The organism is Enterococcus sp. DIV0170 (genome assembly GCF_051710765.1).
In the GTDB taxonomy this organism is placed as follows: Bacteria; Bacillota; Bacilli; order Lactobacillales; family Enterococcaceae; genus Enterococcus_A; species Enterococcus_A raffinosus.
Window position 1 is genome coordinate 108013 of sequence record NZ_JBIOLG010000001.1, and the last position, 14070, is coordinate 122082.

The 14070-nt window shown below is 40.7% G+C and carries 14 protein-coding genes; 8 read left to right on the forward strand and 6 right to left on the reverse strand.

What is annotated here, in order from left to right:
* Positions 1 to 31: 31 nt before the first annotated feature.
* On the forward strand, positions 32 to 442 hold the full coding sequence (gene arr / locus IGI50_RS00535; RefSeq protein WP_438775732.1) for an NAD(+)--rifampin ADP-ribosyltransferase: 411 nt from the start codon (positions 32 to 34) through the stop codon (positions 440 to 442).
* 37 nt (positions 443 to 479) lie between these two features.
* Here the strand turns inward: arr and IGI50_RS00540 are convergent, their stop codons facing one another.
* The 5 genes from IGI50_RS00540 to IGI50_RS00560 form a co-directional block, all read right to left on the reverse strand.
* Positions 480 to 1448, reverse strand: coding sequence for a siderophore ABC transporter substrate-binding protein (locus IGI50_RS00540; protein WP_438775733.1), 969 nt, complete (start codon positions 1446 to 1448; stop codon positions 480 to 482).
* A gap of 65 nt (positions 1449 to 1513) precedes the next feature.
* Positions 1514 to 2272: an iron ABC transporter ATP-binding protein gene (locus IGI50_RS00545; protein ID WP_438775734.1), complete on the reverse strand. Its 759-nt coding sequence runs from the start codon at positions 2270 to 2272 to the stop codon at positions 1514 to 1516.
* Entirely contained in the window at positions 2269 to 3237 is a 969-nt protein-coding gene (locus tag IGI50_RS00550; RefSeq protein WP_438775735.1) for an iron chelate uptake ABC transporter family permease subunit, read from the reverse strand. Before IGI50_RS00550 ends, IGI50_RS00545 begins: the two co-directional genes overlap by 4 nt.
* Complete coding sequence (locus tag IGI50_RS00555) at positions 3234 to 4181, reverse strand: ABC transporter permease (protein ID WP_438775736.1); 948 nt, start codon at positions 4179 to 4181, stop codon at positions 3234 to 3236. The genes IGI50_RS00550 and IGI50_RS00555 overlap by 4 nt, the downstream gene beginning before the upstream one ends.
* Before the next feature lie 267 nt (positions 4182 to 4448).
* Positions 4449 to 4649: a DUF4177 domain-containing protein gene (locus tag IGI50_RS00560; RefSeq protein ID WP_010747315.1), complete on the reverse strand. Its 201-nt coding sequence runs from the start codon at positions 4647 to 4649 to the stop codon at positions 4449 to 4451.
* 425 nt (positions 4650 to 5074) lie between these two features.
* On the opposite strand from IGI50_RS00560, the gene IGI50_RS00565 reads away from it, so the two are divergent.
* The 3 genes from IGI50_RS00565 (at position 5075) to IGI50_RS00575 (ending at position 9342) form a co-directional block, all read left to right on the forward strand.
* Positions 5075 to 5842: an SDR family NAD(P)-dependent oxidoreductase gene (locus IGI50_RS00565; RefSeq protein ID WP_010747312.1), complete on the forward strand. Its 768-nt coding sequence runs from the start codon at positions 5075 to 5077 to the stop codon at positions 5840 to 5842.
* A gap of 149 nt (positions 5843 to 5991) precedes the next feature.
* Positions 5992 to 7536 (forward strand): zinc ribbon domain-containing protein, encoded by a 1545-nt coding sequence (locus IGI50_RS00570; protein ID WP_438775737.1) that lies wholly within the window; start codon positions 5992 to 5994, stop codon positions 7534 to 7536.
* Positions 7537 to 7677: 141 nt separating this feature from the next.
* Positions 7678 to 9342 carry an SWIM zinc finger family protein gene (locus IGI50_RS00575; protein WP_438775739.1) on the forward strand — a complete coding sequence of 555 codons (1665 nt, stop codon included), beginning with the start codon at positions 7678 to 7680 and terminating at the stop codon, positions 9340 to 9342.
* 83 nt (positions 9343 to 9425) lie between these two features.
* Here IGI50_RS00575 and IGI50_RS00580 read toward each other — a convergent pair whose 3' ends face one another.
* The gene (locus tag IGI50_RS00580; RefSeq protein ID WP_218256333.1) at positions 9426 to 10433 is read right to left on the reverse strand and encodes a thermonuclease family protein; all 1008 of its coding nucleotides are present in this window, start codon (positions 10431 to 10433) and stop codon (positions 9426 to 9428) included.
* Between the two features lie 307 nt (positions 10434 to 10740).
* Between IGI50_RS00580 and IGI50_RS00585 the strand changes: the two genes are divergently transcribed.
* The 4 genes from IGI50_RS00585 to IGI50_RS00600 all read left to right on the forward strand — a co-directional run bounded on the left by IGI50_RS00585 (position 10741) and on the right by IGI50_RS00600 (position 13813).
* Positions 10741 to 11826 (forward strand): glycosyltransferase family 1 protein, encoded by a 1086-nt coding sequence (locus IGI50_RS00585; RefSeq protein ID WP_438775740.1) that lies wholly within the window; start codon positions 10741 to 10743, stop codon positions 11824 to 11826.
* Positions 11827 to 12497: 671 nt separating this feature from the next.
* Entirely contained in the window at positions 12498 to 12743 is a 246-nt protein-coding gene (locus IGI50_RS00590) for a hypothetical protein (protein WP_438775741.1), read from the forward strand.
* Positions 12712 to 12978, forward strand: coding sequence for a hypothetical protein (locus tag IGI50_RS00595; RefSeq protein ID WP_438775742.1), 267 nt, complete (start codon positions 12712 to 12714; stop codon positions 12976 to 12978). The genes IGI50_RS00590 and IGI50_RS00595 overlap by 32 nt, the downstream gene beginning before the upstream one ends.
* A 10-nt stretch (positions 12979 to 12988) precedes the next feature.
* Positions 12989 to 13813: an SWIM zinc finger family protein gene (locus tag IGI50_RS00600; protein WP_438775743.1), complete on the forward strand. Its 825-nt coding sequence runs from the start codon at positions 12989 to 12991 to the stop codon at positions 13811 to 13813.
* The last annotated feature ends 257 nt before the right edge of the window (positions 13814 to 14070 follow it).

Here is a 14070-nt window from a genome sequence, read left to right on the forward strand (position 1 = left end):
GTTACAGGAAAAACGAAGATGGAGTGATTTGATGGAAAAACGATTGGACAAAGGCCCTTTTTATCACGGAACCAAAGCGGATCTAAAGATAGGTGAGTTGATTACAGCAGGAAAGAACTCCAATTACGGCAAACAAGTCAAAGCAAATTTTGTCTATTTTACCGGAACAATGGAGGCGGCAATCTGGGGCGCTGAATTGGCACTGGGTGAGACTCGGCAACGAATTTATCAAGTAGAGCCGACAGGCAAATTTGAAAATGATCCGAATCTAACGGATAAAAAATTTCCGGGAAATCCGACACGCTCCTATCGGACGCAGCAGCCGTTGAAAGTTGTCGGCGAGGTTGCGGAATGGTCTGGTCATTCACCCGAACAATTGAAAGCGATGATGGCTCACGTAGAGAACATGAAGCAGCAAGGAATTGAAGCAATCAATGAATAGCAATAAAAAAAGCCTTGATTTCAAGGCTTTTTTGCTGCTATTCAAAGACTTTATTAATGTCCTCCAGCATCATTTTGACTGATTCCAGACCGCCGCCGCTTAGGTACCATACGTCTGGCTGTAAAGAAATCACTTTTTTATTTTTGCCGGCAGTTGTTTGAGCGACGAGTTCATTATCAGCGACATTATTGTTGCTATCGTCACCACCGATTGCTTTTGTACGGTCAACGACGAATAGTACATCTGGATTTTTATCTAACACATATTCATAAGAAACACTTTGCCCATGGGTAGAAGCTTTGATGGCATCATCGGCTTGTGCAAATCCAAAAGTATCGTAAACAATGCCGAAGCGAGAATCTTTTCCGTAAGCTGAAAGCTGCCCTTCATTTACTAAAACGGTCAAGGCCTCGTCTTTGCTCTCTTCAGCTTTTGTTTTGGTTTCTTTTATACTAGTTTCTAATTCAGCTAATTGTTCTTTGGCGGCTTTTTCTTTGCCGAAGATTTTTCCTAGCGTTTCGACATTTTGCTTGATAGAGTTCCAGGTGTCAGAAGTGTCTACCGCCAGATACATTGTTGGAGCAATTTCCTTCAGCTGATCTAAAAAGTCGCTTTGACGACCAGAAATGATGATCAAGTCTGGCTTCATTTGATTGATTTTTTCTAGATCGGGTTCCTTGATTCCGCCAGCAGAGTCCACTTTTTTGTAGTCTGCTAAATATTCAGGCAAGTTGTCCGTAGCTGCGCCTACCACATTATCGCCGACACCTAGAGCATCCAGAGTATCCAGCGAGCCATTATCGAAAACAACGACCTTTTCAGGATTCTTTGGTACGGTGACTTTGCCGTTCGAATCTTGAACCTCCATCGTCTTTGCCTCTTTAACCGTACTGCTTGTCGCGTCTTTGTCGGTAGAAGCACTGGTACTTTCACCGTTCGTTGAGCCGCAACCCGCCAAACCTGCCCCTAACAATACCAATGATAAACCAACTATATATTTTTTCATTCCTTCTTCCTCCTAATTTATTGTTAAAAAACTCAAGGTTGATGAGTTTGATACCTAAAAAATGTCTAATTAAAATACATACAGAAGCGCTTACCATCTAGCTCGCAGATTTTGATCTCCATATCGTATAGGGCATTCAAAATCTGTGGCTGGATCATCTCCTCCATCGTTCCGTGGGCAAAAATTTCTCCCGCCTTCATCGCAACGATCTCATCGGCATAGGTCGCCGCAAAGTTAATGTCATGGATCACCAATAAAATGGTCTTGTGTTCTTCTTCTACTAAGCGACGCAAGGTTTTCATCAGCTGTACCGCATGACTCATGTCTAAGTTATTCAAAGGTTCATCTAATAAAATGTATTCCGTATCTTGGGCTAGAATCATCGCGATATAGGCCCGCTGCAATTGCCCGCCAGATAACGTATCAATTTTTTCCTCCGCCATTTCCACTAGTCCTAGTTTTTCTAAGGCGTAATCGATCATCTCCAGGTCGTTTCTCGTTAGGCGGCCTTTTGAATAGGGGAAGCGGCCAAAGCCTACAAGCTCACGGACAGTGATCCGCAGATTGACGCCATTGCTTTGCTTTAAGATCGATAATTTTTGCGATAGCTCATTGGAACGCCAAGCCTTTACCTCATTGTGATCGAGATAGATTTGCCCGGCATCAATGGAGATCAACCGACTGATCATCGACAGCAGGGTACTTTTGCCAGCACCGTTTGGTCCGATGAAAGCCGTCAGCTTCTTTTCTTTGATGGGCAAAGTTACTTCAGAGATGACTTTCTTCATCCCGTAATTCTTTGATACGTCATTTAGCTCGATCATTTTTGCCGTCTCCTCTCATAAATGATTTTCCAGATAAAATACAAGCCGCCGATAAATTGTGTCACCACACTGACCGTCGTCTTTAATTGAAAGACTTGTTCGACTAAAAATTGACTGCCGATCAAAAAGATCATTCCTAGTAAAACGGCGGTTGGGAACAGATAGCTGTGGCGATAGGTGGGCATCAGCTGATAGCTGATGTTGGCGACAATAAAGCCTAAAAAGGTAATAGGGCCCACCAATGCCGTCGCGGTTCCAGTCAAGAGACTGACTAAAAATAAGATCAGAATTTGAAATTTGTTTAGTGAGATTCCTAGATTGGTCGCTTGATCCCCCCCTAAATGCAAGACATCCAGGTAACGATTGGCAGCAAATAAAAGGAGGGACCCTAGGATAATGATGCCAGCCGCCAAGCCTAAATGCGTCGTATTGATATTTCCAAAGCTGGCAAAGAGCCGTCCCTGCAACAGATCGTATTCATTGGGGTCCATCATGACTTGTAAAAAATTGCTGGTGCTGCTGAATAAGGTTCCAAAGATCATCCCCAGCATCAGTAGGATGAATAGATCGTTTTGCTGCCGCTTCAGCAAGACCTTCGCTAGCAGTAAGCTCAACAGCGCCATCAAAAGAATGCTGATCAAAAAGGTGGAGGTCTGCTCCTGCGACAGCATGTTGACCCCGCCGACAATGAAAAACAGCAAGGTTTGAATCAACACGTATAAGGAATCCAGGCCCAAAATATTTGGGGTTAAAAATTGATTTTGTGTCATAGTTTGAAAGCTGATGGTCGCCATTCCTGTCGCCAGGGCAACAAGTAAAAAGGCCGCCACTTTTTTCCCTCGCAGCATCCATGCAAACTGAAAGTTCCCATAGGTGTTATATGTCAGATAAAGACCGCACAAGAGCAGAACGATCAGGACAAGACTAGCTAAAAGCAGCTCCTTTTTTGGCAGAGATCGTTTCATGCACGTCTCCTCCTAACCAATAGATAAATAAATATCAGACTACCTAAAATCCCTACCGTTAGACTGACAGGCACTTCATAGGGGGCGATGACGATGCGGGAAATAATATCGCAGGCCATTAAAAACAGACTGCCGCTCAACGCGGTAATCCATAGATTTTGCTTTACATGATCCCCATAGATCAGGGAAACGATATTTGGAACGATCACGCCTAAAAAAGGCACTGTCCCTACCATGATCAATACCAATCCACTGGCGGCAGCGACCAAACCGATCCCAAGCATTTGCATCAACCGATAATTGACACCTAAATTCACCGCCACATCTTCCCCTAAGCCAACAATTGTGAAGGAATAGGCAAATAGATAAATGATGAAAAATAAAGGAATCGTCAGATAGAGCAGCTCATAGCTGCCTTTGGCGACTAACGAAAAGTTTCCCTGCAGCCAGGAGGACATATTTTGGATCAGTTGAAACTGATAAGCAAAAAAGGTCGCGACAGAACCAACGATATTGCCGAACATCACACCCAGCAAAGGCAAAAATATTGGATCTTTATTTGGAAGCAGTCGGCTTAGTCCTAAAAAGATCAAGGTTCCGAGAAAAGCAAAAACAAAGGCGGCAAGCGTCCGAATACTGGTAGAGGCATTTGGCAGAAAAAGCATCACCAGTAAAATCCCCAATCGAGCACTATCCATCGTGCCCGCTGTTGTTGGTGAAACAAATTTATTTTGTGTGAGATGCTGCATGATCAGACCGCAAATACTCATAGTCGCGCCAGCTAATAACAAGCTGACGGTTCGCGGCACACGTGTAGTGGCTAGAATCAGCCATTGCTCAGAATCGCCACGAAGCAACGCCTGCAACATCAACTCTTTGACTCCGATAAATAAAGAGAGAGCGCTTAACAAAAGTAGACCAAGTATAATTCCTTTTCTTTTCAAGAACTCACCCCTTAGATAAGTGATAATGATTCTCATTCTCTCTGTGTATAAAGTTTAGGTGAAAAACAAAACAAATGCAAGTTAATTTTTAAGAATAATTATTGTAAAAATAACTTTGTCAAGGAAGGACAGTACTCATTTTTTGATTCCTACGGGTGTACAAACGAAGATAGGAAAGGAGAAATTTATTTGATAAGGTTTGTGTAAAACTGAATTTAGTCATAGAAAAAGAGACTAGGATTTTTCCCAGTCTTTAAGTCCAAGCTGCTATTTTTCTTTTCTAAATGTTACGAGGATCGCGCTTCTTGTCGCAATCACATTCGGCATATAAGAATGGGTAACAAATTCCCATCCTTCTGCTGATCGAGTATTGATTAGATCATCTAACCGATCCAGATCTTCCACACTTGCACTATCCTTAAACCATTTTATCGATGTTTCCAATACTTCGCTTTTGTATACCCACATAATTAAATGCCTCCTTTTCTTCCATTATAAAATAAAAGAACAATGAGAAGAAAAATCGAAAGAATTGTTTCAAAAGAAGCGCTGGGAACGAAAGTGAGCCTATTTTCGCCATTAATTAGAAACTATAGTTTCCTATCAGCGGTCTCTGTCTGCCAGCATTTCTTTATAGGTCTTTTGTTTCTCTTCTAAAAAAGTCAGATGCTGCTCAATTTTTCTTTTTTCCGTTAGCAGGCGATTCCTTTGGGCAGCCAGAAGCTTCATACGCTTCTCGATGGTTTGCTGTTTGCGAAGGAAGTTTTCGAAACCAGAAAGCTTTAATGAGTAAATCCGCTCTTTTTTAACAAGCTATTGACATTACCCTACCATCTTCGGTACCGTTAGGATAGCACGAATGAATGCGCTAACAAAAAGGAGGAGGTAAGGATATGTTTGATTTAAATGGAAAAGTAGCAGTAGTAACAGGTGCCAGCAGCGGGTTAGGTCGTGACGCGGCAATTGCGTATGCGGAAGCTGGCGCGGATGTGGTGTTATTAGCTAGACGTTTGGAAAGATTGGAAGAATTAGCGGAAGAAATCAAAAAGATGGGCCGTGATGTTCTAGCAATTAAGATGGATGTAACAGACGAAGCGAACGTCAAGGCTGGAATCCAACAAGCATTTGACCACTTTGGTCATCTGGACATTTTACTGAACAATGCGGGGATCGCAGTAGGGGGCGGTGTCGACTCCTTAACGGTAGAAGACTTCGACAAATCAATGGACGTTAACGTGAAGGGAATCTTCCTCGTTAGCAAGTATGTTGTTAAGCATATGATGGACAATAACTATGGGCGAATCGTCAATGTGGCGTCTATTAACGCGATCATGGCAGATAAAGAGGACGTGTTCATTCGTCATTCATACAATGCCAGCAAAGCGGCAGTTTTAGGGCTAACTAAAGGAATGGCGGCCAGCTATGGGAAATACAATATTACAACCAATGCCATCGGACCAGGACTGTTTGAGTCTGAGATGACCGAAAATACCTTATTCAAATCCGATGACTTCTTAAATCTATATCAAGGATTGAACCCAATGAGCCGTCCAGGCAAGCATGGGGAATTAAACGGAACGATCCTATACTTCTCCAGCGATGCGTCAAGCTATACCAACGGTCAATTCATCGTTGTTGACGGCGGCATGTCGATCGTATAAGGAAAATAGTCGAAGCACTTTCTCAAATCGAGGAAGTGCTTTTTGCTTTTTAAATTACTATCCTCATTTATTGGGATCTTTGCTACAATCAATAGGAAAGACAAAGACTTGAATCAATGGTGAAAACCAACAGAACAGGAAGGGTACAAATGAAGAATTGTCCAAATTGTGGCCATGAAAATTTGGAAGATGCGCGTTTTTGCGAGGAATGCGGGCATCCGTTTACGTCAGAAAGCGTTGAAACATCGGAAATTTTCACTGAAGAAGAACAGCAACCACAACCGAAAAATGACCGCTTCTGTCCGAACTGCGGTGAATCAGTTCCGAAAGACGCTGATTTTTGTCCGAACTGCGGGCATCGGTTAAAAGCCGTGGTGGGACCAGCTCCTGCAGCTAAAAAGCCGTTGTCAAAGAAGCAAAAAATCGGGATCGGCACGGGATTAGCGCTCATCGTATTATTAGTGGGCGGCTTTATGTTTGGCCGCCATTATTACAGCTATCCTCAGCAGCTGAGCCGTTTGGAGCGAACCTTCAAAACACAAGATCCTGAAAAAATGGCGGAGGTCATCACCTCGGAAGATCCCAACTATAAGGTATCCGCGGCAAATTTGAAAAAATTTATCAGCTACTATCAAGAAAGTAGCCACAAAGCCGATTTCGCTGATTTTTTGGCGGACTTAAAACATAATCCCGGACATTTAGAAGACTTTTCCGTTAAAACGAAAGGAAAATATCTTGGTCTGTTTCCTCGCTATCAGCTAGTGATCCAGCCAGTATATTTAACGGTCACGACGGATCAAGCAGGGATGGACTTATCTTTAGATGATAAAAAGCTGGCGACGTCAAAGGGCACCAATTATCAGACGACTTGGGGTCCGTTGACTCCGGGAAGTTATCAGGTGGAAGGAAAATTAGACAGCGAGAAGTCCGTTTCGAAGCAATCGCTGATCCGCTATCACAATCCTGAATTTGAAACCGATAGCCATGTAGCAATGAATCTCCACAAAATTTCCTTCAAGGTTACCTCGAATATCGATGGGGCAAAGGTTCTGCTGAATAACAAGGAGGTCGCCACGATCGAAAAAGGGCAGGTGGAGATCAAGGATGTCGTTTGGCATCAGGGGATGGAGGTTCAGCTGCTCTTTAAGACAGCCGGTGATTCATTAAAAAGTGATACGTATCAAATCGCAGCCAACGAGTTTTTGGCGGATGACTATAACGCAGACAGCTATGCCTCAGAGATTAACCTGAACTTTGATCATGTCCAATCGGAAGCAGATGTGCAGAATTTCTTAGATAATTTATATAGTGATCTGTCAGGCTATACGTCTAGATACGGCAGCTTTGGTTCCTCACAGAGAAGCAAGCTAGCAGAATATTTTGTCAACGGCCTGGGCAATGTGGACGAAAAGGACTTTGAGAAATTTATCAACGATATCCGTACCAGTGATAAAAAATCACGGGTCAATGCAAAAGCGAAGGTCGAATCGGTCAGTCTGACAGGCAAAGACGTCTATACGGTCCGATACCTGATCTATTATGACACGGTTTACACCGACGACACGGAGGACGTGAGTCAGGTTTTCCGCTATAAAAAGGCCACCTTACGTTATAACGAAGACGATGCAACCTTTCAAATCGATAATCTTGGAGGCGCGGAGAACTTCGAGACAGTGGACAGTGGCGATGCTTAAGCTTTTTCAATGTCAATACACGAAAAAGAGGCTTTCAATTTAAGAAGCCTCTTTTTTCGTGCTAGAGGAAAATAGCATCAAAAGTATTCGTGCTTTTTATTCAGATTTATTTTAGACTGATGGTAAAGGAGTGTGAGCTAAATGATGTGGCAAGATCTTTTCCCTGTGCGCATCCTTGAACGGGGATATGAGTATTTTATGGCGGGAGCAGTCGATGATTTTGAGGTTCGTGAAGCAATAGTCAATGCGGTCGTTGAAGGTTCAGAGCATTACGTAGTAACGATAGAATATACAGAAGATCAAATCACTGAACTGCATTGCGATTGTCCCTATGCGGCTGAGGGAAATAATTGTAAACATATGGTGGCTGTTTTGTTCATGTGTGAGGAACGAAATGTTTTTCATGGGCAGAATTCAGCTCAACGTTCAGATACAGCAGAGGAATTAGAAAAAATTGTGATGACGGCAGATGAAACAATGATTCGCTCTTTTTTATTGTCCGCAATCGTTAACGATGAAAAATTAGCCCATCAATTTGCTCGAGAATTTTTGTCTAATTATTCAGCGGAAAGTGTCCGCTATATTATAAATCAAATCGCTGATATTTTTGATACCTATGAAGACTATAGTGGGTTTATTGATTATCATAACGCTTTTACCTTTGGCGGGGATATTTTAGGGCTCTTAACAGATGAAGTCGATCCGCTGATTGAAGCGAACGACTATTCAGCTGCTTTTGAGGTTCTCGGCTATTTGGTTAATCGAGTCGACACTGTTGAAATGGATGATTCTGGTGGAGAGATCACCATGATCCTGTCAGAATGCTTTGAAAGATGGCAAACGATTTTAGCAGAGGTGAAACTAAACAAAAAGAAACGGATGTTTGATTGGTTCACTAAGAAACTAGCGGTTTCTGATGATGAGTACTCAAAGGAATATGTTGAGGAAATTATTCGCGTTGGGTTTCCTGAAGCTAGCTTTGTAGAGGTTAAGCTGCGGTTCGCTAAAAAAATGATTGAAGAAGCAGAGGCGATGGAAGGCTGGCGAAGGGAGTTTCAGTTATCTGAGTGGGCTGTTTTCCTTATAGAAATGATGGAACAAGAGGGAAAATCTGAAGTAGAGGTAAGGAAACAGTATACTCGCTACTGGGCGTTTAGCGAAGTTCGTAAAAAATATATCGCAAACGCACTCGCTCGAAAGGACTATTCAACGGCCATCAAGACATTGGAAGAAAGCATTAAGTTGGATAATTCTTATCCAGGGTTAGTCAGTGAATATAGCCATGTGCTGAAAGCAATCTATAATACCTTAGGCGATAAGGATCGCTATCTTGACCAATTGTGGCAGCTTTTGCTAACCGATGACCCAGGGAATATCGAAATTTTCCGTGAATTAAAGGCAAATTATACAAAAGAAGAATGGCCAGCTGCTAGGCAACGAATTTATTCAGCGTTAGAAGGAAAAGACTTTATGGATCGTCTCTATTTAGAAGAAAAAGATTATGAGCGATTAATGACGTATGTTGAAGATTCCTTTGAATTGTATAAGGCACGCGAGCATTTTGACTTATTGAAAGACAGATTTCCTGAAAGAATGCTAGATAAATATGAGAAAGAATTACGGCAATTAGCAGCCCCTGTATCGAATCGTCAAAAGTATCGTGCGATCGCTAATCTAATGAAGGGGATGACGAAGATTTCTGGCGGAAATCTTCGAGGAAAGCGGCTGATGCAGGAATTCAAGACGAATTATCCGAGAAGAAAAGCGATGCTGGATGAACTAAGTAAGCTAAAATCTCTGTATTAATCAGAAAAAAGGAGAAACGGCCAAATCCGATGGAGTCTATCGGATTTGGCCGTTTATTAATGTTTTTTATTAATAGATCGCTTTTAATAACACTTGGCACAAGGCGTTAACCCGCGGGCTTGTGCTTCTTCTAGTGTGGCAGGCGAGTAAGTGCCATTGCCGCATTTATGGGTGTGGTATTTACTACCGGTTGGAGTGACATAGACGGTCTGCCCCTGTGCGGCTTCCGCCGCTTGTGCTTGCTGCTGGGCTTGCGCTTCTGCCTCTGCTTGCGCCTGTGCGGCTGCTTGTTGAGCAGCTGCCTCTTGGGCAAGACGTTCCTCCTCGGCTTTCTTGGCTGCTTCGGCTTCCTCAGCGAGTCGTTTCTGTTCCGCTTTTCTAGCCGCTTCCGCTTGTTCTGCGGCTTGCTTTTCCGCCGCTTCTTTTGCAGCCTGTTCCTTTTGCAGCCGTTCTTCTTCCGCTTTTTTTGCCGCTAACGCTTCTGACTGAGCCTTTTTATACTCATCTGCCGCGGCTTGACTGTACCCTTTATCACCTTGAGCATAATTTTCGATGCTCCAGATGTTTCGTTTTTGATCTTTTGCCTGTTTTTCGGCCTTTTTAATTTTATCGAGGTATTTCGTATTCTTGCCTTTGGTGCTCGTCATCATTGCCAAACCTTCGCTTGCCAACGTTTCCTGCACTAATTCTCCATCAGCCCAAACATAAACCAACTCACGTTTTTTACTATCGCGTTTCGCACCTTTGTCGTATTCAATCTGAATTTTTTCGGCATTTTTCAACAATTCTTTGGTGCGTTCCTTCGCCTCTTGTGCATAAGGATTTTCCTTTTTCAGCTCAGGTGCCGTGATCAATAAATATTTTGCTGTGACCGTCTTGCCATTTTTCAATTTAAAACGTGTTCGATCCCCATCAATATACTTCTTCACTTTTACCGTTACTTTTTTGTTTGCTGTTCGTTTAATGCTCGCTTTCTTCTCGGTCTTTGTTTTCGCAGCTTCTACCTGATATTGTTGCGTTGGTGAAGCGAACAGAAAGCTAAACAAGACAGCGAATGTAATACCTAGCTTTACCCCAATCTTCTTTTTCACTAAAATCCCTCCAATTCCCTATTGTTTGAAAATAATGATTAATAAATATGTGTGTACTTAAATAATACTATATATCTAAAAATAAATTAAATAAATAACTAAAATAGTTGTTTTGTTATTCTGGAAAACAAACGGTTTTTCGTGTGGAAGTAAAACGTAAAACGGAACTCAAAAAACTCTTTTCCTATTGAAAAAATAAAAATGTTGGCAACTTTTTAAGATTGTTCCTGTTATATAATATAGAGGTGAAGTTAAAAGGAAACAAAAAAGAGTATGTATAAATTAGAAGTAGAAGGAGAGAAAATCGATGTTAACAAAGCCATTATCACAAATAACTATCTATACTATGGGAAGAGAAAATCTTGAAAAACGAATTTCAAAATTTTATGCAGATTCATCTGATTCAGATACTGTTATTCAATACTTGGTCGCGGTGCTGATCCGGCATTCTTTGTGCATCAGTGATTTTTCTGATTTCTGCAGTGATTTAGTCAGAGAACTTCTGCTATTTGCGGAGCCAACAGATGTTCTGCGCAAATGTGGTCCGTTGTTCCAGAATTACTTTAAAGAGGAGAAAGAGTGGGCACAGGTCAAAAACCGTTTATACAAAAATAAAAATGAATACCATCGTTTTAACAATCGCTTGAGCGACTGCAAAAAATACTTATTCACCCCAACAACACCTGTGGAGGAAACCGATGGTCAGCAATACAAAATTCTTTCCACATTTGAAGATGCAGTTGGCAAGCTTCATACATGGAGCTTACGGGATGCGGACTCAAATTCTTCTGGGATGAAAATTGATGCCGTCTTAGAGTTAATGAGTTCGTTAACTATTTTTGAGAAAGAAGGCATTCGCCGTTTTGTTAAGCTAGAAAATTCTGATATTCAAAACTGCACCCGTCATCCAAAAATCAGAAAAGGCAAAGTCGTGGAGGAGTCTGTACTTGAGACCGTTCACTCAAAAGAGGAAGCGCTAACAGAGTTTGACTTTAGCCATATGACAGAAGATGAAAAATTGAGCTTAGTAAAGGCATTATTGCCAGAAGGAATTGTATTGACCGATACTCGGATGGAAGAACTTAAAAAGGATGAAGCAAAAGAAGACTCTACTGAAATTCCTGCTGAGACAACGCAAAAAGCCGAACCAATCAGCGAATCAGCAACTGCCACAGTAAAAGAACCACCCAAGACAAAATCCCAGAAATCCTCTACACCAAGACCCATGGCACTTTCAGCTACAAAGAAGCTCCCTTATGAGAGCTACAAGAAGCCGAAAAGCGAGAAGCAAAAAGAACTCGAATATAAGGACGGGCTGATCAGGAAAGCCAAAAAAGGGACGAAGAAAGCAAAAGAAGATAAAAAGAAAAGTAGGAAACGTAAACGAAAATAAATTGTTTACAATCATCTAGAGACACTCTCTTCAAACTGCAAAATTAAAAAAATCCCCTTTTGAAGGTTTATTTGTCATGGAATGAAATAACTAAACAGCCATCCGTTTTTTTAAACAATGCGGATGGCTATTTCACATTCAATTGAAGCCGAATCAGTGCAAGCTTGAGTGGTAGTAGAAAAAATCTGTCAACCTGAAAAAGACAGAAATGGCCATAGTTACGACAGCAGCACAAAATGATTGAAAAAGAGGAGATTGTATCGAAAGTCATTGTTATGATTGCTCGGTGATCAGGGTGTAACCCTGTGATCGACAGAAAAGTGCTTCTAAGACCAAGTGGCAACAGGTATAATTTAGGGTGGGGTTAAATCTAAAAGAGTGGAATGTAAATTTGTAAATCGTTCAGAATTTTCGGTGTGATAATCAAAGTTCAAATCTAAAAATAGTGGGATGTAAAGAGTCTAATAGGTTTTCTAGTTTCGGTTGCCATAAACGTTCAAATCTAAAAAAGTGGAAACGATTTTTTGTGGCTAGAGCAGTTTTAAATGTAAATCTTATATCTAAAATAATAAGATGATTTCCATAAATACTTTTTTAATGCGAAAACTGTTTTAAGAAGTAATTGAATAGTAAAAACGAACGGAATTATTGAATTTAAGAGGGTGAGAGAGATGAAAATCTATACGATTCAACGGAGAGATTTTCTGACATATACTGATTTACAAGGATTTATAATTCCTAAAAGAGATCCAGAATACTCTATCTTTACGGATGACGAAGAAGGGGAAAATTGTCTGTGGGCATTAGAATGGATGAAAAGGCAATTTATAAAACGGATGAACATACCTTTAGATCGTGATTTAATCTGGGTTTGGCCGGATATCTATGCGTATCTTTCAGAAAAAAAGTGGCATTGATTTTTCGAGACATGCTCTTTTCACCTTTGAAGTCCCTGCAGCTTACTACAAAAAAATGATTTTATGGTCCAATTTTATTAGTTGGCATGAGGTCTTGAACCGATTATGGGAAGGAGTCGCAGATGAGGACGAACGACATGAAGAGATTTTTCAACTGAAAAAGCATGAAAAACCGGGAACGGTACAGGGCATTACGACAAGGCTGCATAAGGATTGGATAAAAAGAATCACATAGGGAGAAAATTATGGAAAATTGGGAAAGTTTGTTTAAAACACATATTCTAGATCGAGGATACGAATATTTTTTAGAAGAACGTGTTGTTGATATTCAGGTACAAGACGATTTGATTCAGGCAGCTGTTGCCGGAACGGATGATTACGAAGTTGTGATTGAAGGTATCAAATATGATTTTCCGAGGCTTTATTGTGATTGTCCTTATGCAGGTGTAGATAAGTATTGCAAACATATGGCAGCGGTTTTATACGAGTATGAAGATGGAAAAAACGAAGATCAATGGCAAGATATACGAGTTGCTTCGAAAAAAATCGAACAATTAGTATCGAATGCAGAAGAGCAAGTGGTTCGTGATTTTCTAATTGACCTTTTAAAAAAAGATAAAAATTTAGTTCAACGTTTTACTCGACTTACTTCTTCAGAAATCACAGAAAAGGACGTGCAGCAATTAAAGCACCGAATTGACAAAATTGTTCTTCGGCATGCGGGGGATGAAAATTATATTGAATACGACAAAATCGAAAAATTTGTCAATGATTTAATTAGTTTTATTGACGATGAAATCGTATCGTTAGTAGAGAAAAAGGCACATCTTGCTGCTTTTCACTTAACAAACTATATTCTTCTCGAAGTTGAGCAGGTAGATATGGATGATTTAGAAGGAGAGTTGTATGAAGTGTCTGCAGAATGTCGCTACGTTTGGGAAGCGATTCTTGAGAAAGCGACCATACAAGAAAAAGCGACAATGTTTACTTGGTTTAAAAGTCAGCTTAAACATTCTAACTATGGGTTAAGTTATAGTGAAATTGAACAAATTTGTGAGGAATATTTTTAAGAGTTAAAGTTTATGAAGTGAATAATCATGGAGCATTTCAAGTAAGAATACAGGGGTACAAGTGCCCTCAACTTATTTAAATTGGTGTTATCTTTTTGGATGATCTGTCAACCTCAAAACTAGAAATTTCAGTAGTTATAAAAGTATTCCTGGTCTGTATTATCAAAAAACTAAAATATTTTTTTAATAAGATACTTGCTCATCTGCCTTTTCTAATTCGAACAAGATAAATTTCCAAAAACTCTATAAAATTTACT